The 24,129-nt window shown below is 65.4% G+C and carries 21 protein-coding genes, 1 tRNA gene and 4 pseudogenes; 15 read left to right on the forward strand and 11 right to left on the reverse strand.

All coding sequences use genetic code 11. The features are described 5' to 3' along the window. Nucleotides 1-132, forward strand: a 132-nt coding sequence (locus GV007_RS16565) for an integrase core domain-containing protein (protein ID WP_160074575.1), incomplete at its 5' end; no start/stop codon positions are given. Here GV007_RS16565 and GV007_RS16570 read toward each other — a convergent pair. Together GV007_RS16570 and GV007_RS16575 are read right to left on the reverse strand one after the other, a co-directional pair. Continuing rightward, nucleotides 129-1,079 carry a permease prefix domain 1-containing protein gene (locus tag GV007_RS16570; RefSeq protein ID WP_160074577.1) on the reverse strand — a complete coding sequence of 317 codons (951 nt, stop codon included), beginning with the start codon at nt 1,077-1,079 and terminating at the stop codon, nt 129-131. The two genes, GV007_RS16565 and GV007_RS16570, sit on opposite strands and share 4 nt — an antisense overlap. A gap of 1 nt (nt 1,080) precedes the next feature. After that, the gene (locus GV007_RS16575) at nt 1,081-1,416 is read right to left on the reverse strand and encodes a PadR family transcriptional regulator (RefSeq protein ID WP_104299630.1); all 336 of its coding nucleotides are present in this window, start codon (nt 1,414-1,416) and stop codon (nt 1,081-1,083) included. A 120-nt stretch (nt 1,417-1,536) separates the two neighbouring features. Here GV007_RS16575 and GV007_RS16580 point away from each other — a divergent pair, with 120 nt between their 5' ends. Beyond that, complete coding sequence (locus GV007_RS16580) at nt 1,537-2,826, forward strand: MFS transporter (RefSeq protein WP_236558594.1); 1,290 nt, start codon at nt 1,537-1,539, stop codon at nt 2,824-2,826. 10 nt (nt 2,827-2,836) lie between these two features. Here GV007_RS16580 and GV007_RS16585 read toward each other — a convergent pair whose 3' ends face one another. Then, nucleotides 2,837-3,766 carry a Ppx/GppA phosphatase family protein gene (locus GV007_RS16585; RefSeq protein ID WP_104242939.1) on the reverse strand — a complete coding sequence of 310 codons (930 nt, stop codon included), beginning with the start codon at nt 3,764-3,766 and terminating at the stop codon, nt 2,837-2,839. 67 nt (nt 3,767-3,833) lie between these two features. On the opposite strand from GV007_RS16585, the gene GV007_RS16590 reads away from it, so the two are divergent. The 3 genes from GV007_RS16590 (at nt 3,834) to GV007_RS16600 (ending at nt 7,516) form a co-directional block, all read left to right on the forward strand. Beyond that, nucleotides 3,834-4,337: an amino-acid N-acetyltransferase gene (locus GV007_RS16590; protein WP_104242911.1), complete on the forward strand. Its 504-nt coding sequence runs from the start codon at nt 3,834-3,836 to the stop codon at nt 4,335-4,337. Nucleotides 4,338-4,437: 100 nt separating this feature from the next. Further along, nucleotides 4,438-5,085 (forward strand): hypothetical protein, encoded by a 648-nt coding sequence (locus GV007_RS16595; protein ID WP_160074581.1) that lies wholly within the window; start codon nt 4,438-4,440, stop codon nt 5,083-5,085. Between the two features lie 124 nt (nt 5,086-5,209). Further along, complete coding sequence (locus tag GV007_RS16600; RefSeq protein ID WP_160074583.1) at nt 5,210-7,516, forward strand: bifunctional metallophosphatase/5'-nucleotidase; 2,307 nt, start codon at nt 5,210-5,212, stop codon at nt 7,514-7,516. 131 nt (nt 7,517-7,647) lie between these two features. On the opposite strand, the gene radA is transcribed toward GV007_RS16600, so the two are convergent. Further along, complete coding sequence (radA, locus tag GV007_RS16605; protein ID WP_104305910.1) at nt 7,648-8,976, reverse strand: DNA repair protein RadA; 1,329 nt, start codon at nt 8,974-8,976, stop codon at nt 7,648-7,650. Nucleotides 8,977-9,097: 121 nt separating this feature from the next. Here radA and GV007_RS16610 point away from each other — a divergent pair, with 121 nt between their 5' ends. The 9 genes and pseudogenes from GV007_RS16610 (at nt 9,098) to GV007_RS16650 (ending at nt 16,423) form a co-directional block, all read left to right on the forward strand. After that, entirely contained in the window at nt 9,098-10,054 is a 957-nt protein-coding gene (locus GV007_RS16610; RefSeq protein ID WP_160074585.1) for a diacylglycerol/lipid kinase family protein, read from the forward strand. Between the two features lie 151 nt (nt 10,055-10,205). Next, nucleotides 10,206-10,664, forward strand: coding sequence for a hypothetical protein (locus GV007_RS16615; RefSeq protein ID WP_160074587.1), 459 nt, complete (start codon nt 10,206-10,208; stop codon nt 10,662-10,664). A gap of 86 nt (nt 10,665-10,750) precedes the next feature. Beyond that, a tRNA-Ser gene (locus GV007_RS16620) sits at nt 10,751-10,840 on the forward strand. A gap of 240 nt (nt 10,841-11,080) precedes the next feature. Next, nucleotides 11,081-11,263: pseudogene (locus GV007_RS19475) on the forward strand (transposase); the annotation flags it as partial. A gap of 30 nt (nt 11,264-11,293) precedes the next feature. Further along, nucleotides 11,294-11,473, forward strand: coding sequence for a hypothetical protein (locus tag GV007_RS16630; RefSeq protein WP_160074589.1), 180 nt, complete (start codon nt 11,294-11,296; stop codon nt 11,471-11,473). 595 nt (nt 11,474-12,068) lie between these two features. Next, entirely contained in the window at nt 12,069-12,431 is a 363-nt protein-coding gene (locus GV007_RS16635) for a peptidase inhibitor family I36 protein (protein ID WP_160074591.1), read from the forward strand. Between the two features lie 122 nt (nt 12,432-12,553). Beyond that, on the forward strand, nt 12,554-13,309 hold the full coding sequence (locus tag GV007_RS16640) for a hypothetical protein (protein WP_160074593.1): 756 nt from the start codon (nt 12,554-12,556) through the stop codon (nt 13,307-13,309). Continuing rightward, nucleotides 13,272-14,516: a hypothetical protein gene (locus GV007_RS16645; protein WP_160074595.1), complete on the forward strand. Its 1,245-nt coding sequence runs from the start codon at nt 13,272-13,274 to the stop codon at nt 14,514-14,516. The genes GV007_RS16640 and GV007_RS16645 overlap by 38 nt, the downstream gene beginning before the upstream one ends. Beyond that, complete coding sequence (locus GV007_RS16650; RefSeq protein WP_160074597.1) at nt 14,513-16,423, forward strand: ABC transporter ATP-binding protein/permease; 1,911 nt, start codon at nt 14,513-14,515, stop codon at nt 16,421-16,423. The genes GV007_RS16645 and GV007_RS16650 overlap by 4 nt, the downstream gene beginning before the upstream one ends. 34 nt (nt 16,424-16,457) lie before the next feature. Here GV007_RS16650 and GV007_RS16655 read toward each other — a convergent pair. Continuing rightward, nucleotides 16,458-16,700: pseudogene (locus GV007_RS16655) on the reverse strand (IS5-like element ISDge16 family transposase); the annotation flags it as partial. Nucleotides 16,701-17,179: 479 nt separating this feature from the next. Beyond that, complete coding sequence (locus GV007_RS16660) at nt 17,180-17,974, reverse strand: FadR/GntR family transcriptional regulator (protein WP_160074601.1); 795 nt, start codon at nt 17,972-17,974, stop codon at nt 17,180-17,182. A 245-nt stretch (nt 17,975-18,219) separates the two neighbouring features. Here GV007_RS16660 and GV007_RS16665 point away from each other — a divergent pair, with 245 nt between their 5' ends. Beyond that, nucleotides 18,220-19,521, forward strand: a complete 1,302-nt coding sequence (locus GV007_RS16665) for a dicarboxylate/amino acid:cation symporter (RefSeq protein ID WP_160074603.1) — start codon at nt 18,220-18,222, stop codon at nt 19,519-19,521. Nucleotides 19,522-19,531: 10 nt separating this feature from the next. On the opposite strand, the pseudogene GV007_RS19290 reads toward GV007_RS16665, so the two are convergent. From GV007_RS19290 to GV007_RS16685, 5 genes and pseudogenes are all read right to left on the reverse strand, one after another. Beyond that, nucleotides 19,532-19,708, reverse strand: a pseudogene (locus GV007_RS19290) (integrase core domain-containing protein); the annotation flags it as partial. A 703-nt stretch (nt 19,709-20,411) separates the two neighbouring features. Beyond that, nucleotides 20,412-20,876 (reverse strand): hypothetical protein, encoded by a 465-nt coding sequence (locus GV007_RS16675; protein ID WP_160074607.1) that lies wholly within the window; start codon nt 20,874-20,876, stop codon nt 20,412-20,414. A gap of 324 nt (nt 20,877-21,200) precedes the next feature. Next, a pseudogene (locus tag GV007_RS19295) lies at nt 21,201-21,589 on the reverse strand (transposase); the annotation flags it as partial. A gap of 59 nt (nt 21,590-21,648) precedes the next feature. After that, on the reverse strand, nt 21,649-23,151 hold the full coding sequence (locus GV007_RS19300; protein WP_236558595.1) for an FAD-dependent oxidoreductase: 1,503 nt from the start codon (nt 23,149-23,151) through the stop codon (nt 21,649-21,651). A gap of 91 nt (nt 23,152-23,242) precedes the next feature. Beyond that, nucleotides 23,243-24,091 carry a CPBP family intramembrane glutamic endopeptidase gene (locus GV007_RS16685; protein ID WP_160074609.1) on the reverse strand — a complete coding sequence of 283 codons (849 nt, stop codon included), beginning with the start codon at nt 24,089-24,091 and terminating at the stop codon, nt 23,243-23,245. Nucleotides 24,092-24,129 lie beyond the last annotated feature (38 nt).

Below are 24,129 nucleotides of genomic sequence, written 5' to 3' on the forward strand. Positions count from 1 at the left end.
GGCAGCGATGAAGCCAGAGCCGCGACCTACGACACCTGGCTCCATCACTACAATCACCACAGACCCCACACCGGAATCGGCGGCCAACGCCCCTCAGACCGCGTTCACAACCTCACGGGTCAATACATCTAGCGGGTGGCCTTGCGGAAACCGTCCCAGATGTCCCACACGCTGGTGGCGAGGACTCCGAAGGCGATCATCACGGTGACGATGGTGGTGACCGTCACCGCGCTGTCGCTGCTCGGGATGATCGTGGCGAAGAAGTCAGGGTTCAGCAGCAGACCGCGACCCAGTGTGGTCAGGAGCAACGACATGAACAGGACCGCAAGCACTGCGTTGGCCCATGCCAGGGGCAGTGTGACGCGGCCCGTCCGGTAGAGCGCCACGCTGTAGGCGGCTTCGAGCACGAAGAGCACCAGCAGCGCGAGGGCCCACCATGGCCAGAGGTCGTGCCCGAAGAACGACAGGCCCGGCTGCGTCGGCACGAACCCGATGAAGCGGTCCCAGATGACGGCGCCGGTCCCGAGTGCGAGGAACACGAGCGAGGCGATGAGTTCTGATCTGCCGGCACCGGTCTGGCGGATCTCCGGCAGGTCGGCGACGCTCCACTGCTCCGGTTTGGACTGGCCACCGGAGCGCTCGAGCACCACGAACACCAGGGTCGTCCAGAACGTGACGTGGATGATGACGCTGAAGGTGACCGCCGCAACCTCGCCGATGATCTCGCCGATGGTGCTGCCGATGAGCGTCTGTGCGATTGCCACACCGAAAGCCGCGCACACCGGGACGATCCACAGCAGGGTCTTCAGGAGCCGCCACCACATGAGGTAGTAGCGAGGCCCCACGAGGAACAGCCGGCGGTCGGTGTAGCTGGCTGCGAGCAGCTCAGGGTCGCCGAGGTCGGTGAGCACGGCCACCTCGGCGGAGTCTCCCGCCTCGCCGGATTCGACTCGCGCATCGACGAGGTCGCGAATGGAGGCGCGCAGCTCGGCCTCGAGGTCGGCGCGCTGGTCGTCGGGCACCGTGCGCATGGCGGCGCTCACGTAGCGCTCGGTCAGGGTGTCGGTGATGGTCGTCATGTCAGGCCCCTTCTGGGAGGTGCTCGATCGCCTGGGCAAGGGAGCGGAAGTCGGTGGTCATCGCGGCGGCGAGTGCGGCACCGGATGGGCTGGCGCGATAGAACTTGCGAGGTCGCGCCTCGTCGGTGTTCCACTCGCTCGTGAGGTGGCCCTGCTTCTCCAGGCGGCGAAGGAGCGGGTAGAGGGTGTTGGCATCGGTGTCGAAGCCGCGGGATTGCAGTGCTTCGAGGAGGCCGTAGCCGTAGCCAGGCTCGGAGAGGAGGCGAAGGCATGCGAGCACGACGGTGCCCCTGCGGAGCTCCTGCAGGTGGATGTCGTGCGTTTCTTCAGTGCCCATGACTCACACCATAGTGTGCGTCACACAGTGTCGTCAATGACACTGCAAGAGCACGCAGCTAGTGTGCAGTGCCAGCGGCCCCTGTCCGGCGCACGACCGGACGGGCTTACGCTGGAACGCGTGCCTGCATCCGCGTCCCCCTCGTCAAACGGCAAGCCGAAGAAGGAAGCCACGCTCGCGCAGGTGACACTGCTGGCGCTGCTGCCGTCGTTCGTCTTCGCGATCGGGGAGGGCGCGATCATCCCGATCATCCCGACCGTGGCTGTCTCGCTGGGAGCCGGCATCGAGCTGGCCGGGTTCATCGCCGGTTCGCTCATGATCGGCCAGATGATCGGCGATCTTCCCGCAGGTGCCGTCGTGCAGCGCCTGGGGGAGAAACGTGCCATGCTCGCCGCCCTCGGGGTGAGCCTCATCGGCATCCTGCTCTGCGCGTTCGCCGTTGCGCCCTGGATGCTGCTCGTCGGTGTCGTCATCATCGGCATCTCCGCCGCGAACTTCAACCTCGCGAGGCACGCGTTCCTCACGACCTACGTGCCACTGCGCTACCGGGCGAGAGTGCTGTCCACGCTCGGCGGCGTGTTCCGCGCCGGCTTCTTCGTCGGACCGTTCATCATCGCCGGGATCCTCGTCCTGTTCGATGCTCCCCAGTACGGGTTCTGGGTCTTCGTCGTGTGCGGTGCGGTGGCCGCGCTCATCCTGCTCTTCGCACCTGACCCCGAGACGGTCGCACGCCCGTCGCATTCCGCGAAGACGCCGGTCTTGGCTGGCGCGGCGGGTGCGGTGGGAGGCGCGCCCGCACGCCTCGGCGTGTTCGCGACGATCCGCGCCAACGCGGGCGTGCTGGTACGCCTCGGGACGGGCGCGGGCATCATGGCCGCGCTTCGGGCGGCGCGCAACGTGATGCTGCCGCTGTGGGCGCTGTCGATCGGCATGGACACCGCCACAGCGGTGCTCGTCATCGGCGTGAGCGCTGGTGTGGACTTCGCCCTCTTCTTCGTGTCCGGTTGGGTCATGGATCGCTTCGGGCGAGTGTGGGGCGCCGTGCCGGCGCTGCTCGGCCTCGGCGCGGGCTTCCTGACGCTCGCCTTCACGCACGATCTTGTCGGCGACGCCTCTCAGCAGTGGTTCACGGTGCTCGCCATCTGGCTTGGCTTCGCGAACGGCATCGGCTCCGGCATCCTCATGACGCTCGGCGCCGACCTCGCGCCGCGTCAGGATCCGGCCCCGTTCCTCGGGGCCTGGAGACTCATCACCGACTCGTCAGCAGCATCCGTGCCCGTCATCGTGGCGGTGGCCACCGCTGTCGTGTCGATCTCGTTCACGTCCGGGATGCTCGGGGTCCTCGGCTTCGTGGGCGCGGCCCTCATGGGGTGGCAGATCCCGAAGCACGTTCCGCGGCAGCGGCGGTGACGCCGGGTGCTCAGTGAGGGAGGCGGTCCAGGTAGTCGAGGAGGACACCCTCGCGCATAGCCCACGGGGACACGTCGAGCTGCTTGATGTCGAAGACGTGCATGACCTCGGAGAGGACGACGCCGCCGGCGACGATCTGCAGGGCACGGTCGGTGGTGATGCCAGGGAGCGCGGGGCGTGCCTCGGAGTGCAGCTTCGCGAGGCGCGGCACCCAGTCGTCGAGCTGCCACTTCTGCAGGGTGGTGCGCTGGCCCGCGCCGATGCCGTCGATGGACGAACCGGCGAGGCGCGCGAGGGAGCGGATGGTCTTGGACGAGCCCACGAACTGGTCGGGTCGGGCTCCACCCTCGAAGGTCTCCGCTGCCTCCTTGATGAGCTTGCGTGCGTACTTGCGCAGCTCCTCGACCTGATCGTCGGTCGGCGGGTCGTTGTGCAGGAAGTTGACGGTGCTGCGGCCTGCTCCGAGCGGCACGGAGATGGCGTGCTCGGAGAGCTCGTCGTCGCCGACGGCCAGCTCGAGGGATCCGCCGCCGATGTCGACGAGCATGATGCGCCCGGCGGCCCAGCCGAACCAGCGGCGCACCGCGAGGAATGTCGTGCGTGCCTCCTCTTCGCCGCTCATGACCTGCAGGTCGATGCCGGTCTCGCGGTGGATGCGCTTCAGCAGCTCCGGCCCGTTCTTGGCTTCTCGGATGGCGCTGGTGGCGAGGGGCATGAAGTGGTCGAGCTTGCTCTTCTTCACGGCGTCGGCGGCGCGGTGCATGGCTTCCATGATCTTCGCGACGCCTTCGTCGGAGATGGAGCGATCGGCCTGCAGGTAGCGCATGAGGCGCAGCACGCTCTTCTGGGACGTCTCGGGGACTGGTTTCGCACCGGGGTGGGCGTCGACCACGATGAGGTGGACGGTGTTGGATCCGACGTCGAGAACTCCAAGGCGCATGTCCGTGATGTTACCCGTGCTGTCGCCCTGAGCGTCCTGCCCGTGCGGCCGCGCGTACGCTGGTCGGATGCAGGAGATCACCATCAGGCGGGCCACCACGCACGACATCGTGGGCATCAGCGAGCTCATTCAGCCGCTCGTCGACCGAAACGTGCTCCTGCGAAAGGAGCTCGTCACGCTCTACGAGGCGGTGCAGGAGTTCCGGGTGGCGGTCGATGAGCGTGGGCAGCTGGTCGGCTGCGGCGCCTTGCATGTGCTCTGGCGCGATCTCGGCGAGGTGCGCACCATCGCGACGGCGGACTCGGTTCGCGGCACGGGTGTCGGGCACGTGATCCTCGATCGGCTGATGGCGGATGCGCGTCAACTGGGCCTGGAGCGCCTCTTCTGCCTCACCTTCGAGACGGGCTTCTTCGAGAGGCACGGCTTCGTCTCGGTCGGCGAGCAGATCGTGGATGCGGAGACCTACGAGATGATGCGCCGCTCGCCTGACGAGGGCGTTGCGGAGTTCCTCGACCTCGCCCACGTCAAGCCCAACACGCTCGGCAACACGCGCATGCTGAAGGTGCTGTAAGGGGGCATCCCTGCCGCTGCGACGGGCTCTTCGAACGCGTCGCCGGAACCGCACGGTGCGCCTCACGGGAGTCCCAAGGACGGGTCCGTACCCTTGGCGAGTGAGTTCGACCCGCAGACCAAGCAAGGCCGTCTACCGCCGTCGGCGGCTGGCGCTCCTCATCGTCTGCGTGCTTGTCGTCGGGGCGCTCGTCTGGGGGATCACGAGCCTCTTCGGGACCGGTTCTGGCGACCCTGGCGATGCCCCGACATCCACTGCGCCGACGGCCTCGTCCACCTCGACCGCGTCAAGCGGCGATGGTGGGGCGGCCGAGGCGACGCCAACGCCCACACCCACCCCGACGGGGCCTGCCGAGTGCGCAGCCCCTGAGCTTGTCGTCTCGGCGATGCTCGACGCGACGAACTACGCGCCTGACGCGCAGCCTCAGCTGTCGCTCTCGATCACCAACACGGGCGGCGAGGCGTGTGTCATGAACGTCGGCACGGCCGTGCAGGTCTACACGATCTCGAGCGGCGCCGACGTGATCTGGGTGTCGTCGCACTGCCAGACCGACCCAGCTGACGAGATCGTCACGATCGGTGCTGGACAGTCGGTGACAGCCCCTCCCATCACCTGGGTGCGCGAGCGTTCCTCGCTCGACACGTGCGGGACCGACAGGGCGGATGCGGTGGCCGGGGGTGCCTACTACCAGCTCGTCGTGAGCGTCAACGGCATCGCGTCGCAGCCGGCGACGTTCGTTCTCGACTGACTCGCGCGGGGTGCCCGGGGGCTTTCGCGAAAATCTCCTGAACGTTAACCTTGAAGACAGTGTGAGCTGAGAGCATCCTCACGTTCCGCACGATTCAGTCCTTTCGTCGATCGCCAGGAGACTCATGACGACGCCCACTCGCAAGCGCGCCACCGCTGCCGCTGCCGTTCTCGGCACGGCAGCTCTTGTGTCTGCCTTCGCGGCACCAGCTCAAGCCGCCGTCCTCTCGCCGAGCTTCATCACGCCAACCGACGGTGCGAAGCAGATCAACCTCATCGGCTTCAACGACTTCCACGGTCGGATCCTCAACGGCGAGAAGTTCGCCGCCTCCGTCTTCGAGGCGCAGAAGGAGTTCGGCGAGGACAGCAGCCTCGTCATCTCCAACGGAGATGCTGTCGGCGCGAGCCTCTTCGAGTCCTCGATCCAGCAGGACCAGCCGACGATCGACCTGCTCAACGCGATCGGCGTGGACTCGTGGACGCAGGGCAACCACGAGTTCGACAAGGGAATCGACGACGCCACCGGCCGGCTCGCCTCGGCGACCAACGGTCCCGACCTCGCCGCGAACGTCACGCTCGCGGACGGCAGCCATCCCTTCGACACGCACGCCATCTTCGACGTCGACGGCGTCAGGGTCGCCGTCATCGGGGCCGTGACGGAGGAGACCTCGGCACTCGTCTCGCCCGACGGCATCACGGGCGTCACCTTCGGCGACCCCGTCGAGGCGGTCAACGAGGTGGCTGCCGAGATCACGGCGGCGAAGTCGGCCGACGTCATCATCGCTTCCTACCACGAGGGCGCGCCGAAGTCCGACGCTCCTCTCGATGAGAACCAGGAGAGCAACACCTTCCGTTCCATCGCCGAGGACACGGCCCCCGAGGTCGACGCGATCTTCAACGCGCACACGCACCAGACCTACGCCTACGACGCCCCGAACGGCGCATCGACCCGTCCCATCGTGCAGGCCGGGCAGTACGCCGAGAACCTCGCGCAGGTCGTGCTCACGGTTGACGCTGAGGGCAACGTGACCGCCTCGGACAGCTCCATCGTGCCCGTCTACGACTCGATCGACCCGTCGACGCTAAAGCCGGACGCTGCCCCGCCGAAGAACCCGGCGCCCATCGAGTACGTCAACGACAAGCGCATCATCGACATCAAGGCGAAGCTCGACGCAGCCATCGCGACGGCCGACGTGCTCGGGGCTGAGGTCATCGGCACCCAGCAGGGTGACATCTCCAGGGCGAAGACGTTTGTCCCCGACTCCATCGAGATGGCCGAGGATGGCTCCACCACCGGTGTCGTCGCCGAGGGCGGACAGGACAACCGTGCGGAGGAGTCGTCGCTGGGTGGCATCGTCGCGCAGTCGATGCTCGAGTCGATCAGTGACACGGGCCGCTTCGACGTCGACGCGGCGATCATCAACCCCGGTGGCCTCCGTGCGGACCTGCTCGACAACGACGGTCAGATCACCTACAAGGAAGCGGCCACGGTCCTTCCCTTCGCGAACAACCTCTCGGTTGTCAGCATCTCCGGCACCGAGCTGAAGAACGTGCTCGAGGAGCAGTGGCAGCTCACCGCCGGCGGCGAGGTGCCTTCGCGCGACTACCTGCAGCTCGGGCTGAGCGACAACTTCACGTACGCGTTCGACAGCTCACGGCCGCGCATGGAGCGAATCGTGTCGCTCTCCATCAACGGTGAGCCAGTCTCGAGCAGCCAGGTCTACAACGTCGCAATGCCGACGTTCCTCGCCGCGGGTGGAGACAACTTCCACTCGCTGAACAACGCCGAGAGCGTCAAGGACACCGGCCTGATCGATCTCGACGCGTTCGTCAATTGGGTTCGCGCGAAGACGGCCGCGGGATCGGCTGGCGTGGTCCCGGATGTTCAGCGCAACGGCTTCGAGGTCGTCGGTCTGCCCACGGACAACAAGTTCCAGGCAGGTGAGAGCTACTCCTTGAAGGTTGCGAAGTTCAACCTGCAGTCGGTGGGATTCATCCAGAGCTCTTCGGTCACGGCGTGGCTCGGCGATGAGCAGATCGGCATCGGGTCTGTCGACGTTGCTGCCGACGCGAACCTCGTCGATGTGAGCTTCACCGTTCCCGTCGACTCTTCGGTGGGGGAGGGTACGCTGACGTTCCTCGCGGACCTGTCTGCTGCATCCGTTGCCGTGCCGGTCTCGGTTCAGGCGGCCGCTGAGACGCCGACCTCGACGCCTGGACCGACGGTCTCTGTCACTCCGACCGCGACGGCTGAGCCGACGGCCACTGCCACGGCCGCGCCGGTTCCGACGGCGGATGCCGCTGACGGCGCCCTCGCCACGACCGGAGCTGACGAGAACGCCATGTTCGCGGCTATCGCGGGCGCGCTTGCGCTCCTCGTCGCCGGTGGCGCCGCGATCCTGCTCCGCCGACGCGCGGGCAGCGACGCGTAGCACGCGCACGCAGCACTGAGTCGGCCATCGGCCGACGAGCACGTAGGCCCGGAGCATCGCTCCGGGCCTACTCGCGTTTCTGGGCTCCTCGAGCCTGTGGGCTTCACGCGCTCCGAGGGAGCGCCCGGTGCTCAGTTGCCGAGCGCGGCAGTGAGGGCGCGGTCGATGCTGCCGATGGACGGGTCGACGACGTGGGCGAGGCCCATGCGCTTGGCCTCGGCCGCTCGGAGGTTGGCGGATGCCACACGGCGGATTTCTCCGGCGAGGCTCACCTCGCCGAAGACGACGGTGCCATCGCGCACGGGCCGGTTGCGGATCGAGGAGGCGATGGCGATCGCGATGGCGAGGTCGGCCGCAGGCTCCTGCAGCTTGACCCCGCCGACGGTCGACACGTAGACGTCGTACTCCGAGAGCTTGTGCTTCGTGCGTCGTTCGAGCACGGCGAGCAGCATGGCCACCCGGCTCGTGTCGACGCCGTTGGTGACGCGGCGCGGGTTCGGGGCGTTGGTCTTCTGCACGAGCGCCTGGATCTCGACGGGCAGGGCGCGTCGCCCTTCGAGCGCGACGGTCACGCACGTGCCGCTGACCGGCTCGGGGCGTTCGCTGAGGAACAGCCCTGACGGGTCGGGCACCTCCGTCATTCCCTCGCCGGTCATCTCGAAGCAGCCCACCTCGTCCGTGGGGCCGAAGCGGTTCTTGATGGTGCGCACGAAGCGAAGCGCCGTGTGGCGGTCGCCTTCGATGTGGGCGACGACGTCGACCAGGTGCTCGAGCAGTCGGGGCCCCGCGATCGTGCCGTCTTTCGTGACGTGGCCGACGATGATGACGGGCACGCCCCTGGTCTTCGCGACTCGGATGAGGGCGGATGCGACCTCGCGCACCTGGCTGGGCTGGCCGGCGAGCGAGTCGACGGTGTCGCTCGCGACGGTCTGCACGGAGTCGACGATGATGAGGCCCGGGTCGAGACGCTCGATCTGGCCGAGGACGGTCGACAGGTCGGTCTCGCTCGCGAGGTACAGGGTGTCGTGGAGGGCATTGGTGCGCTGGGCGCGCATCCGCACCTGGTTCACGGACTCCTCTGCCGACGCGTACAGCACGGTCGTGCCCTTGGCTGCGACGCGTGACGCGAGCTCGAGGAGGATCGTGGACTTGCCCACGCCGGGCTCGCCGCTCAGCAGGATGGCGGCGCCAGGAACCAAGCCGCCGCCGAGCACTCGGTCGAATTCGCCGATGCCCGTCGGGCGGTGGGCGACGTTGTCGATGGGCGCCTCGGTGATCGGCCGTGCGGCGCGTGACTCGCTGATCGTGGCCGCCTGGATGCGGCCAGCGGTCTGCGATTCGAAGCGGTCGACGAGGGTGCCCCAGGCCTGGCACTCGGGGCATTGCCCGAACCACTTCAGCGACGATGCGCCGCATTCGGTGCACTTGAACGCTGGTTGCTGCTTGGTCTTGGGAGGCATGTGCCAAGGCTAGGTGGCACCACCGACACTGGCGCGTCAGCGGGCCCGTGGCGTCGCGATTCGAGGGCCGCGAAGTGCGGGGTGAGGATGCGCGGGAACCTGGTGCGTGCAGAATGGGCACGTGCGAGCGCAGAGAGTCCTGTACGTGGTGAACCCGACGGCTGGGCTGGGCGCATCCGCGCACCTCGGCAGGCGCCTCGCCGGGGGAGCGGGTGCCGTCTCCTCGCCGGATCTCGAGGTCGTGCTCGTGGCGGCCGACTCGTTCGAGGAGCTGCGACGCCAGGCTGCGGCCGAGCTCGCCGGGGAGCGTCGCCCCGATGCGCTCATCGTGCAGGGCGGGGACGGCATGGTGTCGATGGGGGCCGGCCTCGTCGCGGGCACCGAGGTCCCCCTCGGGGTCGTGCCATCTGGCACGGGCAACGACTTCGCTCGAGCCGCCGGAATCGAACGAGGCGCGCCAGCAGTCGGTATCGAGCGGATGCTCACCGCGCTGCGCACCGGCACGGCACGCACTCGGAGCGTCGACGCGATGCGACTGATGGTCGACGGCACCGAGCACGTGGCCGTCAACTCGGTCAACATCGGCTTCGACGCCGTCGTGAATCGGCGCGCCAATGAACTGCGGCGGCTGCCTGGGACGGCCCGCTACGTCGCCGCCCTGCTGGAATCCGTGCGGCGCTTCGAGCCACTCGAGTTCGCTGTTCGGATCGACGGCGGCCCTGCCGAGTCGGTCGCCGCCGAGATGCTCACGGTGCTGAACGGCTCGTCGATCGGCGGGGGCATCGCGGTCGCGCCGCACGCGGTCATCGACGACGGATTCCTCGACCTGTTCGTCGTCGGCGGGCTCCCGAGGATCGGGCTGCTCACGCTCTTCCCACTCGCCATGGTCGGCCTGCACACGCGCCTCCCGGCCGTCACCTTCGAGCGCCTGACGAGCATCCGCGTGCTGGTGCCGAAGGGCGTGCTCGTCTACGCCGACGGCGAGGAACTCCGCGGGCCTGGCCGGGCCGCCTGCACGCTTGATCTCCGTATCGACGTGGGAGCTGTGCACCTGATCGAGACCGGAACGCGTCGGTAGACCTGTCGCGACCGCCACGCTTTGTGTCGTCAAAATACAAGGGGCAACGCGAATTCTCTCGCGCGTGCGATTATCCACCTGGCCGAGCCGATTCCCCATCTGCCGACTCGTCCATCTCCCTGCGTGCTTCCCCCTCTCGAACAGGATCCTCGTGTCTTCTGACAGCACTTCCCGTCGCACCCTTCTGGCCGGCGCAGCCTGGTCCGTCCCGGCCGTAGCCATCACGGTAGCGGCGCCGATCGCCGTGGCCTCGACGCCCGCTCCCCTCGCGAACACCTGGTACACGGGTGGGTCGACGAGCGTCGTGAGCGGGAACGTCGCCCGGTTCACGCTCACGGGCGATGATGGAGACGGCAACGACTCCGTGCTCCCCGACAACTCCACCGTGGTCATCACGCCGGATGCCGGCGTCACGATCGTGAACACGGCCATCACGGGCGGTGTCCTCACGGACAACGGAGACGGCAGCTTCACCGCCACCGTCGACTCCGGTGTCACCACACTGGTCGCGAACTTCCGCGTCACCGGACCGTCAGGGGCCAACGTCTCCTACGTGTCGACGGTGGCGCTGCCGCCCTTCACCGAGACGTTCCAGATCCCGATCGTCTAGGAGCCCGCCCTCGGCTGGTCTCTCGAGAACACGCCTGGGCGGCTCGATTTGCGGCGCACCCCTGGTCTCGGTATAAGATTCCTCACGGTGACGTGTCCGAGCGGCCGAAGGTGCAACACTCGAAATGTTGTGTAGGGGCGACTCTACCGTGGGTTCAAATCCCACCGTCACCGCCATTGTGAAGTGTCTGGACATCGTAGACGGATGTGCCCGCGCTTCGGCGATTATCCCCCTCCTTCGGGAGGGGGATTTTTGTTTTCGGATTGGTAGTCGCGGTTCGGGTTGATGGTGCCTTGGGCGAGGATCTCGCCGGTGGTCGGGTGGGTCTGCTGAGCGGATAGGTGACACCTGATCTGTGGTGCCTGAGGGTGCCGCTTTGAGGATGTCATCTTGCCCAAGCCCTATCCCGCGAGTTCCGTGAGGGTGTCGTCGCGGTTGCGCGTGATCGGGATCCGGGTGTGCCGTTGCGGAAGGTCGCGGCGGACTTAGGGATCAGCGAGACGTGCCTGCAGAACTGGATGCGCCAAGCTGATGTCGAGGCCGGAACGCGGCCCGGTGCGACCATGGCGGAAGCGGACGAGCTGCGTGAGGCGAAGTAACGGATCCGGCTGCTGGGGCAGGAGAACGAGGTGCTGAGGAAGGCTGCAGCGCATCTGTCGCAGGCGAACCTCAAGCTCGGCGGCTCCGGGCTCCGCACAATGATCTACCCGCTCATCCGCGAGCTGGCCGCGAAGACGTCGCCGGTCCGGGTGCCTGTCGCGGTGACGTGCCGGGTACTGAAGATCGCTCGCCTGCCGCACTACCGTTGACTGGCCGATCCGATCAGCGACCGCAGGAAGTCGTCCCTCGCGGTCGCGGCGGTTCGATGAGGCGAGTGAGAGCAGCGGGTGACAACGCGGCCATGGAATCGTTCTTCAGTCTGCTGCAGAAGAACGTCCTCGACCGCCGCTCAAGCGCGAACGAGCGCAATCCGCTTCACGGGCTTCGACTCGAGGCAGTCGATCCCAGTTGACCATGGGCTCGTCATGCTCGGCCACGGATGCCCACGGTCCACGCAGACGAACACCCGGCACGGGTAGCTCCTGCTTCTCGCCGACAGGTGCTTCGAGGAAAGCGACTCGGACGTTTCGCGTTCTCAACCGCCAAGAGCTGAACGCGCTGAGACTCGTCCGAGTCCTTGACTCGGTAGATCAGTTCGTCGCCGATTTCCATGCCGAGAGTCCCGGAGTCCCGGCGGTTGAAGCCCCTAGCTTGACTAGGCCCGCTAGGGGCAACCGCAGAACTCGTGGGTATTCATAGAAAATTGACAGATTCGTTACGCGCCCGATATTATGGCCCGGTCCAGAAGCGCACTTGGCTCGGTCCAGGTCGAGAGCCTGAACCCACCTCAAAGAGAAGAGCGAAGTGAAGTCGTTGAAGAAGGTTCTGGCGGCCGCGGCAGTCACGGCCGGCCTTGCAACAAGCGCGGTTGTGTTCGCAGCGCCCGCGTCTGCCGGCACTGGTTCATGCTCCGTAGGGCACCACTGTGTCTGGGAGAAGGTCAACTTCGATGGTGCGATCACGAACGTCGCCGGGCGATCGTTTGCATGGATGTACTACGACTTCTGGAACGACGAAATCTCCAGCATGAACAACCGCACCTCCAGCTACTACATGCTCTATGAGCACAACAACTTCAAGGGCAAGAGCATTCAAACCCACCCAAACAGCATGTACTCGTACCTGCCCATGGTGGGAATGGACAACATCATCTCGAGCTCTAAGTGAGCCACAGATCGTCAGTCCGGTGCGGCGGCGCTCTCCTGAGCGTCGCCGCATTCGCGGCTCTCGCAGGCTGTGCTGGCGAAACCGACAACACTCAACCCCCCACAGCACCTTCCTTCTCTCAGGTGGATATCTCTGAATTCTCGGATGTCCGCGCTACCGTCGATTACTCGCTGCATCAGATCTCGTACCCGCTCGACGCCTATCTCATGACTGACAAAGACGCTGACCTCATCGACCAGGCGTTCCATCTGGAGTTCAAGGCTTGCGTGAACGAGAACGGTGGCCAGTACACCGTCCCTACCGTTCCCGTATCAGAGAGAGCAGCAATGCCAGAGAGGCGCTACGGACTCTGGGACGTTGACGAGGCCGCAGCCTATGGATACGCCCTCCCGCCCGGGGAGAAGTACGCGGATCCTCTTTCGGAACTCTCGGAGGCCGACATGCTCGCGGCTGACAAATGCGGCACAGTGAAGTATCTGCCGTTGGTCACTCGAGACGCAATGGCTGCCGACGGTCAGGACGCCGAGACGTACTTGGCGTCATCGATCGCTTCGACAGCCTTCGAACTCGCTCAGAGTGACGCCCGATGGCAGGCTGCCGACGACGAGTGGTACCAATGCATCGAAGATGCCGGCTTCGTCGCCGACAGGGAAGCACTTGGGCCAGTCGTGCCCGCAGATGCTGAGGGGGCACTGCGCGCAGCAGTCGTTGAGGCGACATGCAGTGACTCAACGGGCCGAATCCAACGCCTGGCCGACATCGAGTCCCAGTACCAGACGGCCCTCATTGCCGACCAACAGACAGCACTGAATAGCTCTCTTGAGAAGCAACAGGAAATCATTGAACAAGCTCGAAACATCATCGGGGAGCACTCCTGAACCGGAGGATGCGCCACGAGTAAAGCTTCCGCGGGTTGCGAGGCTCAAGTTAGCGATCGTTTTTGCCTCGGTAACGGCACTTATAGCTGCAGCGGGGTTTGCAGCCGGGCTACTTGTTCCGCGTTCACCGGCTGCAGAGGGCCTAGACCTCACTGAACCTGCTCCGGTGAACGCGCCCGTTGAGCTCCGCGTCGTGGAAGAGACGACCGTGGCTCAGGGAAGTGTCGCTCCAGGTCGAAAAACAGACGTGATGTACGTTCCCGCTGAGGATCCGGGGGTCATTCCTTACGTCACGGCGACAGGGGTGTCTGTTGGGACACTCGTCTCGAGCGGCAGTCTTGTACTCGCGGTGGCTGGGCGACCCATGATTGCGCTCCGGGTCGACTCTCCGCTCTACAGACCTCTGCGGGTAGGGGACACAGGATCCGATGTGCTTGCGTTTGAACGCGCCCTGTCTGCCCTCGTTCCGGGCGACTACGATGTCGATGAGTTCTTCAGCGCAAACTCCATGTCCGCAGCAGAGGAACTTTGGGAAACCAGGGGGTATGCACTTCCTACCGAGGAGGTGGCAGCCAGCAGTCCACCACCCACGTCAACAGCTTCTCCGGCACCCTCTCAGAACACGGCACCCATCCGTTACTCGTATGTTCCAGTGACTGAGATCGTCCAGCTCATGGGCAACGATGTGACCGTTGACTCCATCGCAGCTGTCGGTGATTTGGCCGGTGCCGAGGAACCCCTTGCCCAGCTCTCCGCGGCCTCGAAAGAAATTCAACTCAATGTCTCTGTGGTCGATGAGGGGGATTTCATCGCGGGAACAGCGGTGGTTCTGAGCGCCCCTGGGGTGCAGGATGCAACGGGAACCGTGCTCAGCATTGGGGAACTCGTGATCCCTGACTCGTCGTCAGATACAAGCGGCGCTCCCGCTGGCAGAGAAACGACTGTGGCGCTCCCTGATGGTTGGAACGCGTTGCCGGAAGGAACGGTCGTTCAGATGAGTCCAGAGGGCTCTTCCTCTCCGGTGCTTGCAATCCCGCTCACAGCCATAAGAGACGCCTCCGGTAGTCCGCACGTGATCGTCGATACTGCTACCAACTTTGAGGCCGGCGAGCGCGCTGACATAGGGGTGCTCTCAACGGGATCAGGCTGGGCACAGATCTCAGAGGTCGGGCTCGAACCGGGTGATTCGGTGAGGATCACACCTTGAACGTCCTTGAGGCGACGGACGTACACCGGGTGTATGCGACAACGGATGCACCTGCACTTCGAGGAGTCTCCCTCAAAATACAGCGAGGTGAGTTCGTTGCGATCGTCGGTCCATCCGGAGCAGGAAAGTCCACGTTTCTTAACCTGCTCGGACTCCTGGACACACCTTCTTCCGGTGAGTTGAGGATCAACGGGGTTGAAACTAGCGGCCTGACTGAAGGCGAGCGCGACAGACTGCGCTCGCAGACGTTCGGTTTCGTCTTTCAGGATTCTTTCGTGCTCCCCGAGGAATCGGTAGCTAGAAACGTCGCCTTGCCACTCCGTATGAGAGGCATACCCCAAGACCAGCAAGTGGATTTGGTGAGCTCCGCGATCGATCAATTTGGTCTCATCAGGAAGTCATCTCAACTTGCAGGAACCCTGTCCGGAGGTGAACGACAGCGGGTCGCATTTGCACGGGCCGTGGCCGGCAAGCCCGTCATTCTGTTGGCCGATGAGCCAACCGGAAATTTGGACTCCGAGAACACCAGGCTCGTTTTGGGGCACCTGGAGATGCTCAACGCGTCCGGGGTGACCGTCATCGTAGTGACACATTCGGATGAAGTCGCGCGAGTTGCAGAACGCGTTGTACGAGTCGAAGACGGGCAAGTCGTCTCCGATCAATCAGTCGCATCGCAGACGCCGGCAACGGTTGTCGACTGCGGCCAACTGGCTGGCCTCGACCCTGCCCCAAAGACCCCAAGAACGCGCAGTCTCCGCGGGTGGCACTTGCCGGAAGCTCTCACATCGCTTTTGCTTGCCCCCGTACGCTCATTCGCAATCCTCGTCGCCTTCGTGGTCGCCATTTCCGGACTGGTGGTCGCGGCAAACTTGACAGCGACAGCAGCCGACCAAGTCTCCGAAACGCTCAGCGCTGCGGCACTTGACGAAGTCGTCGTTCGACTCCCCGATGCAGGAGCATCGCTGCAGGCTGCTGAACGGGCAACTGAGCTCCAGGGGGTGCTCTTCGCCAGCGGTTCAGCGGCCCTCTCCGAGAGCGAGGCGACCCTCCGCCGATACGTTGGTGATGTCACGATGGAAAGCGCGGTAGCGACACGTATCGTTGACGACCGCTTCTTAGCCACACCTGAAGTCTCAGTCTGGCCCGAGCACGCCACAGCGCTCTTCAGCGCAAGCGATGGTTCCAGGGCGGCGATCTTGGGCCCAGAGGCGGCGACCTCCCTCGGTATCGCGCCTGACGCGATCGGCGACGAGATCGAAATAGCCGGGCAACCTGTGACCGTAGTGGGGCATCTCACTGGGGCAGAGAGAGACCCCACTTTGCTCACGAGCGTCTTGGTATCTCAGGCTGACTTCGTTCAACCCGCCAACCTCAGTTGGGATCTCACCGTCCGAACTCAGCCGGGACTTCCGGCCCGCATCGCGGAGGCCCTACCGCTCGCAATCGACCCTGCCCACCCTGAGTCTGCCCAAGTGCGGACAGTGGCAGACATACGTACGCTCACCAAGGGTGTGAACGCCGACCTCGCTCTGACGGTCCTCCTTGTCTCCGTCATTTTGCTCATGCTCGTCTGCTTGACCAGCTCAATTTCGATGTTCTTGACCGTTATTTCGCGCACTCGGGAGATCGCCCTGCGCCGCGCCGTTGGGGCTACGCGGAGGGACATCCGCGCCCTGTTCCTGACTGAGGGAACTCTCATCGGACTCGCCGGATCCCTGGCCGGTGTCGCGTTGGGGGTTGGGGCCACCGTTGCTATCAGCGTTGCCCTCGGATGGTCCCCGAGTTTTGACATGGTTGGGGCCGCCCTGGCCATCCTCGCGGGAGTAGCTGCCGGATCACTCTCGGCGGTGATCCCCTCCAGGCGGGCCGCACGCATTGAACCCGCGCTCGCACTCAAAGCCGTTTGAGCCAGGCGACGAACGTCATCTAGGGCGTGTCTGCTCAACGTTTGGCCCAAGCGATGACGGCGTCCAGGACTGCGGCGGCGCGGTAGGTGATCGCCAGTTTGTCGGAGCGGGTTGCGAGGCCCCGCCATTGCTTGAGGTAGCAGAAGCGGCGCTCGACGACGTTGCGCCCGCGGTAGTCGTCTCGGTCGAAATCGACGGGTCGGCCACCTCGGGAGCCGCGCCGCTTCCGGTGACCTTGCTGCTCCAAGGGACATTGGAGTCGCCCGCTTGTCCCGGCGTGACCAGAATCGCGAGCGGCAACCCGGTCCCGTCAAAACCCCACTGAGCATCCGACAGCGTCTGAAAACGAGACACGACACCAGGCTCGCATCCACCTCAACGATCTTTAGGAGACATGCCCTAGGTCAGTTCAGGAACATCAACCGGAATGGTTGAAGGCCAAGCTCGCGGAGCGGGCGTTCTTCCATTCTTCGTCGTGGTGACTCTCGCTGAGCGCCCGTCGTTCACCACCATGCGACTAATGTCCCCCTGCGTGCAGGCCTATACCGACCTCACCATCGCTCCGTGGCGACGGGCTGGTGGTCACCCGCCTGGTGTCCGTTGCGCTTTTCGCGGTCTCCCTCATTCGGCGCGCTGCACGGTGTGCTCGGTTGAAGCAAGCAAAGGGGCACGATCCACTCTCGTGATCTGAGCACCTTTGGATGAGACGAGCGAGAAGAAGGCAATGACCCGAGGTGAAATCTGCCTCGGCTGCCCTCAGCTCTTCGATGGCCCGAGATTGGTTGGACCAGAACCGCCGTGCTCAACCCGCACTTCGGTGTGGGCACTGGCAGGGGATTCCTCGCTCCGAGCCTGCTCGATGACGTCCCGGATCTCCGAGAGGTGGATGCGCATGGCGTACTCGGCCGCTTCCGGGTCGCGAGCGGAGAGGGCGGCGAAGATGCGCGAGTGGCCGTCGTGGGAAACCCTCCGCCCTTGCCCCTCGAGGTGCGAGAGCACGCGTGCTTCCACGGTCCAGGACGCGGTGAGCTCGCCGAGCGTCGCGAGCAGGGGGTTCGCGGTGGCCTGCGCGATAGCCGTGTGGAAGGCGATGTCCAGCCTGGCGGAGAGATCGGCATCGGTCTCGTCGGCCGAGCGCGCGAGCAGCTCTCCGAGCGTCGCCAGCTGCTTCCGGTCGATGCGCTCGGACGCGAGCCGTGCGATGCGCGGTTCCACGAGGGCGCGGAACTCTGCCGAGTGGTCGTAGTCCGCCTGCACCGCTTGGAGCCTGCCGGCGAGTGTCGCAGTGAGTGGGATGGCGCGGCTGACACGATTGGCGCTCCCGTGGCGGCGCTCGAGCAGGCCCAGGCCCTCGAGTCGCGTCAGGGCTTCCCTGAGCGCATTGCGCGAGACGCCGAGCTCGAGTGCCAGAGTGCGCTCCGGAGGCAGGCTCGCCCCTGGCTCGAGATCACCCCCGACGATGAGGCGTTCCAGGTGGAGCACGATGTCGTCCGCGATGAGAGCGCGCGTGCGCGGAAGCGGACCGAGGGTTCGGTCGGTCGTGTCAGTCACGGGGCCACCTGTTCTCGAGTGAGCGGTGTGGCGACCGTCACCACATCCTCAGTGTGGCATGCCCGAGAGGTCCATTCACGGCGGGAGATGGCCGCTCCTGTAAAGAGCGTGTTACGGGCTGAGGCGCCACGTGAACAGCATGTAACGGTCCTACCAATCTGCTGAAGTGCGGCTTCTGGCGGCCCTAGCTTGGGTCGCACCGACGCAGCTCTGCGCCGCTCACCGTCAGTCGCCCGGAGGACACCGTGAAGAGAACTCTGAAGAACCCCGCCCTCCAGATCGGGTCCGCCGCCATCCTCGGCATCGTGTTCGGTCTGCTCGTGGGCGAGTGGGCGGCGAACCTCAAGTTCGTCGGCGACCTCTTCATCCGGCTCATCCAGATGGCCATCGTGCCGCTCGTCATGACCTCGGTGATCGTCGCGACAGGGGCCATGAGCGGTTCGGGCATGGGCCGGATGGCCGCCCGCACTTTCGCGTGGATGATCGGCTTCTCCGTCGTCGCCGCGATCCTCGCCTGGTGCATCAGTGCCGTGCTCCAGCCCGGAGCCGGCATCGACTTCTCCGCCGCGGTCGACCCAGCGCTGCAGGAGTCCGCGGCCGAGGCGACTGGCTGGCAGGAGACGGTGGTGAACTTCGTCTCCACGAACATCTTCGCGGCCATGTCGACGGCCACGATGGTGCCGATCATCATCTTCTCGCTGCTGTTCGGCGTCGCGCTCAACGCCTTCATCGCCAAGACCGGCAACCGCCTCGTGCTGGACTTCTTCGACCAGATCCAGCAGATCGTCCTCACGATGATCCGCTTCGTCATGCTCATCGCGCCGATCGGCGTCTTCTGCCTGCTCGCGAACCTCGCGGGCACCGTCGGGTTCGCCGTCGTGACGAGCGGACTCAAGTACCTGGGCTCGACCCTCATCGGGGTGCTCATCCTGCTCGTGCTCTTCGTGATCGTCGTGTGGCTGCGAACGGGGCTCAACCCCGCGCGGCTTCCCGCCAAGCTCAGCGATCAGACGATGATCGCCATCACGACGACCAGCTCGGCCGTCACCTACCCGACGGTGCTGAAGACGGCGATCGAGAAGGTCGGCGTCAGCCAGCCCGTCGCCAACTTCACGCTCTCGGTCGGTCTCACGATGGGGTCTTACGGCGCCGTGCTCAACTACATGATCGTCGTCATGTTCCTCGCGCAGTCGGGCGGCATCACCCTGGACTTCGGGACGATCGTGCTCGGCATGGCCCTCGCCATCCTGCTGAACATGGGCACCATCACCGTGCCGGGCGGCTTCCCCGTCGTCGCCATGTTCCTGGCCACCTCGCTCGGCCTCCCGTTTGAGGCTGTCGGCCTCCTCATCGCCGTCGACTGGTTCGCGGGCATCTTCCGCACGTTCCTCAACGTCAACGGTGACACCTTCGTCGCCATGCTCGTCGCCAACGCCACCAACGAGATCGACCGGGACGTCTACGACGACAAGAAGCAGGTCACCACGGACGCTCTGGACCTCGATGAGCTCAAGGGGAAGTTCGAGAAGGCCGACGCCGTCGACTAGATGTACTGAGTCACGGGGTTGGTGACGCTCCGGCTGCGGGCGTGAGCCCGTGGCCTGAGTGGATCCGTTCAGTGGTGTGGTGCTCGATCCAGGCCGCAAGAGCGTCGTGTCGGGCCGTGTTACTCGCGAAGGGCTGGCGATACGCCCATTTGTTCGCGAGGGCCCGGTTGAAGCGCTCGAGTTCGCCTGGGTTGTGGCGGTAGGCGCGGGTCCTGCGGTGTGTGATGTTCGCGGCCTGATCGAGATGGCGCGGCAACGGCATCCAGTCCCGGCTCACGAGCAATGGATGCAAGCGCAGTCCATGGGCCATGCGTTGCGGTCCCCAGTGCTGGTAGAACTTGAACGCGACCATGCGGCGTTCCACCGCGCGGTGCATCGTCCACCCGTGTTCGAGTACGGGATTGGCGAGTCGTCGACGCCCTTCCGAGATGAGGGGTGCGATTTCGTGGGGCACGAAAACCTCCGTGTTTTGGGGTGGGTGTGGTAACCCGCGTGCCGCACGGAGGTTGTCGTTTCCCTCGAACGGTCCGCTGTTCACAATCTTCTAGGTCGCAACAGCTAGATTCCGCCCAGCTCGATGCGGTTTAGTGATCGTCCCTGAAAACCAATCGCAACATGATCCCCGAGCGAAACGCCTCGAGTCCTCTCGAAAATGTAGTCCGCAACTGGACTCAATACGTCGCCGCCACCGATGGTGCTGCGCCACTCCAGATTGTTGCCTGAGCTGTCCAGAACGCGCAGTCCAGAGCCTCGACCTGGTACTTGGTCCGGTGTTTCGAAACGAAGTCGAACGATGACGTGATCGGGTGTTACTTCCAAGAAGTTCACGAGGGCGCTTACGTCGTCAGTGCAAGGAATCTCGAGTGCAACGGCTCTGATCAAATTCGAGTTCACACTGCGAACTTAGTCGTAGAGTCGCTGATTTTGGCCGCACCGTTGCGGTAGACCGTCGCGATGGCTGTCCAAGAGGTCCCCTTGACAGGACAGAACTTGACTGTCGATGTGCTGAGAAAAGTCTGACCCACGCCGTGGCCGCAACTCATCCACGAGCCACCAGACTTCTTGTACGTGCAGGAGATCTCATGCCCCACATTCGGGAGCCCTGCTGCGTAGCCGCTGATACGCATATCACCAGGATTCGCTGTGATGTACGCGGAGACGTGGCCGGAGTAGGCTGCTCGACTCCTGTTCCGGGTTTCCTCCGTCGAGCCGCCGCTGTTGCAGTAGTCCGCAACTTGTTTCTCCATGAGTACGACCTGTGCCGCTGGTACTGCTTGGCCAGCCACGTCGACCGGTGACACGGTTCTGTTCTGGCAGGCCTCAAGGGCCGGGTCCGAGGTTGCTGCGGCGGCCATGTTCGGAGCGGACACAACTGTTCGTGCAAGCAAGACCGAGGTGAGGAGCAAGGAGGCCTGTGAACGTGTTTTCATTTTCGAATCTCTTTTCCGGCGCACGGTTGGCGTCCGACCGAAGCTTGGCATCAAACGGTCCAAAATGGAACGGTCCATGTATTCGCACCAATGGCGACCGGCTGCTCGGCTGGGTCGATCACTCAGCCTGTCTCGATCTGTCCGCGACGGCACTCAAGAATCCCCGCGTCGCCCGTGACGAGCTGAGGTGCAGGGAATGGGCTGCTGGACTTGGTGTGGAGGCGGGGCAGGCGGCGATGGCGGCGCTGAGGGCGTGCCTGACAGGGCCCTGGGTGAGGCTATCCCCGCGTTCAGAATCGCGGCGGCGCGGTAGACGATGGCGAGTTTGTCGTAGCGGGTGGCGTCGTCGCGTGCTGATGCGCGAGCGATCGTGGAGTCGACCGAGATCGACCAATGGACGAACCCGCGCTGTCAGCAGCCGCGGCCAGCTTCGCGAGAGCGCGGTCCCAGCTTCCATCCGCAGCCATGCCAGGTCCACACCCTGTACCACGGCCGAACACCTCGGCAAGATCACGCCAGGCTATCCCCGTCTGATCGCGGCACGCGATTGCCTCGACCGTCGTCCGAGCATCAGTGACCATCCCAGTCGGGGCGGGCAACGAACCCTCGATCAACGACCACTCCACATTCGAAAGCAACTGGAAGCTCGAGCCCCAGCAAACCTCTCAACGGAGACACTCGATCTTTGTAAGACGCCCTATGTTGCACTGGCCAGGCCCGTCGTGGCGGGCCCCTCGATCCGCGTCCCGTCCGCCTCGAAGCGTGAAGCGTGCAGGGGGCAGTCCCACGAACAGGACTCGTCGTTCCACACGACGACGCCTCCCAGGTGCGGGCACACGGCCGAGACCGTGCGCGTCGTCCCGCCGAGGGTGCTCGTGGCGACCGGATGCACTCCGTCGCGACCGACGCGCCCCTCACCCTCCGCGGGTGCCTCGTCGGCGGTGTGGCTCAGCGCCTTGCCCCATTCGCTCGCGAGTCTGGCCGCGGTGTGTGCGCCGCGCTCAGCGAGCCCCAGGGCGCCCTTCGCGCTGGGGGCACGATCGAAGAGGGTCTTCATCCACTCGGCCCGCCCGCCGAGGATGCGGGCAGCGAGGTCGTGGGCGGCCGCGACGCCGTTGGTCATGCCCCACTTCGCGAACCCGGTCATGGCGAGGATGCGGTCGTCGCGCGGGTCGATGGGGCCGGACAGCGGCGTCGCGTCGACGTTCGTGTAATCCTGGGCGGCCCACCGGTGAGTCTCGCTGAGGCCGGGGAAGCGCTCGTGGGCCTGGGCGATGAGGGCGTCGACGAGCTTCCGGGACGAGACGGCGGCCCCGACCTGGTGTCCGGCCCCGCCGACGAGCAGGAAGTCGTCACCGCCGCGACGGAACTGTCGGTACGAGTGGCCGCCCGAATCCATTGACAGGTACATGCCCGTCGGCACCTCGCGTTCCGATCTGAACGAAACGAGGTGCGAGCGGTGGGCGGTGAGGCGCGCGAAGTGCAGGCCGCGGTCGAGCACGGGAAAGCCGGTGGCGAGGATGAGGTACGACGCGGAGAACGAGACGAGGTCGGCGTTCGGAGCCCTCGTCGCCTGCACCTCGACGTGCGACTTGTGCTGGGACGCGGCGGTGACGGTCAGTCCCTCCACGACCTTCGCGCCTGCCCGGCGAGCCCTGGCGACCAGCGCGATCGACAGCTCGTACGGGTCGAGCTGCCCGTTGCCGGGGACCGCGAAGAAGTTCTCGACCGTGAAGGGCAGCCCATGGTGTCTGCTGGTCTCGACGCGCAGCCCGAGCTCATCGGCGACCGCACGCTCCTCGTCCACCTTTCTGGCCCCGGACCTCGTCGTGGCGAAGTTCACGGCCGGCCTCGTCTGCCAGCCCACACCCTCCTCGGCGCAGAACGCTGCCGCCCAGTCGAGTCCGAGCCTGTTCGCCTCGACGTAGGCTGCCGCGATCTCGTGGCCGCGCTGCGCTCGAACGCTGGAGAGCTGCGATCCCTGCAGCAGCGAGAACTTCGCGGTGGTGTTCCCCGTCGCGAGCGCTGCGATGGTGCGCGCCTCGACGAGGGTGACCTTCAGCCCGGCCTCACTGAGGAGGACCGCCGCGGTCAGCCCCGCGATGCCAGCGCCCGCGACGATGACGTCGCTTCTGCTCGGCAACTCGTCGGAGGGGTCCGTGATGGGGCGAGCGGAGGTGTCGTGCCAGATCGAGGTCATATGGGCTCCCGGTGTGATCCGGTTGAGCGTCGCAGGTGCCCCTGGAGTTTCCAGACCCCTTGACTTCAGCTCGCGACGAGGGTGCGCGCTGTCAGTCGCGAGGCGCGCCTCCGGGCAGTCCCGGAAGCGTGGGCGCAGCGACTCGTCCGCGGATGAAGATGATCGCCAGGAGGCCGAAGAGGATGACCGGGATGTTCCCGAATCCGGCGAACTTCGCAAGGGGTCCGTCCCCCGGGTGCGTGGTCAGCAGGAAGATGCTCGGGTCGGTGCTCGCGTGCAGGAGGATCGGCCAGATGAGGTGGCCCGTGACCCGCAGCGTGAGGTACATGCAGATGCCGAACGCGAACGTGTAGACGACCTGGATGCCCGTTGCCAGCATGCTCTGCCCGCCGAGCAGGTTCCCCGAGTGCAGTCCCGCGAACAGCGCGGCCGAGACGAGCGCGGTCGCGAGCTCCGAGTGGCCGGCCTTGCGCATGAGATTCACGACGTAGCCGCGTGTCAGCACCTCCTCGGCGAAGCCGATGCAGAGGCCGGCGACCAGCCAGGCAGCGACGACATCGAGCCCGGCCGCCGCGTAGTCGAGCGACGCGAAGCGGAGTACGTTGAAGACGAGGACGACGGCGACGCCGATCCACATCCACCCCCTGCCGTTGATCGGCTGCCGCGCGAACAGCTCGCGCAGCCAGCCGAGCGAGAGCGCGAAGGCGACGAGCAGCGCACCGCCGAACGCGATCGGCAGGATGTAGTCGAAGAGCAGGGCGGCTGCGGAACCGGGTGCAGGGTCGCCCCTGAACGGCAGGAAGAGCAGGCCCCCGAGCTGGTAGAGCGCGTAGTACACGACGACGAGCAGCGTCGCCTTCCACCAGCCGCCGCGCTCCCAGAAGAGCTTCCAGGGGGAGAACGACGTCGATGTCGACGGGTCTTCGCTTCGGACGCTCATGGGCGCGCTCCAAGTCGTCGGGGGAGTCGGGGATCGGG

It is taken from the genome of Pseudoclavibacter sp. 8L, from assembly GCF_902506465.1.
Lineage (GTDB): Bacteria > Actinomycetota > Actinomycetes > Actinomycetales > Microbacteriaceae > Pseudoclavibacter.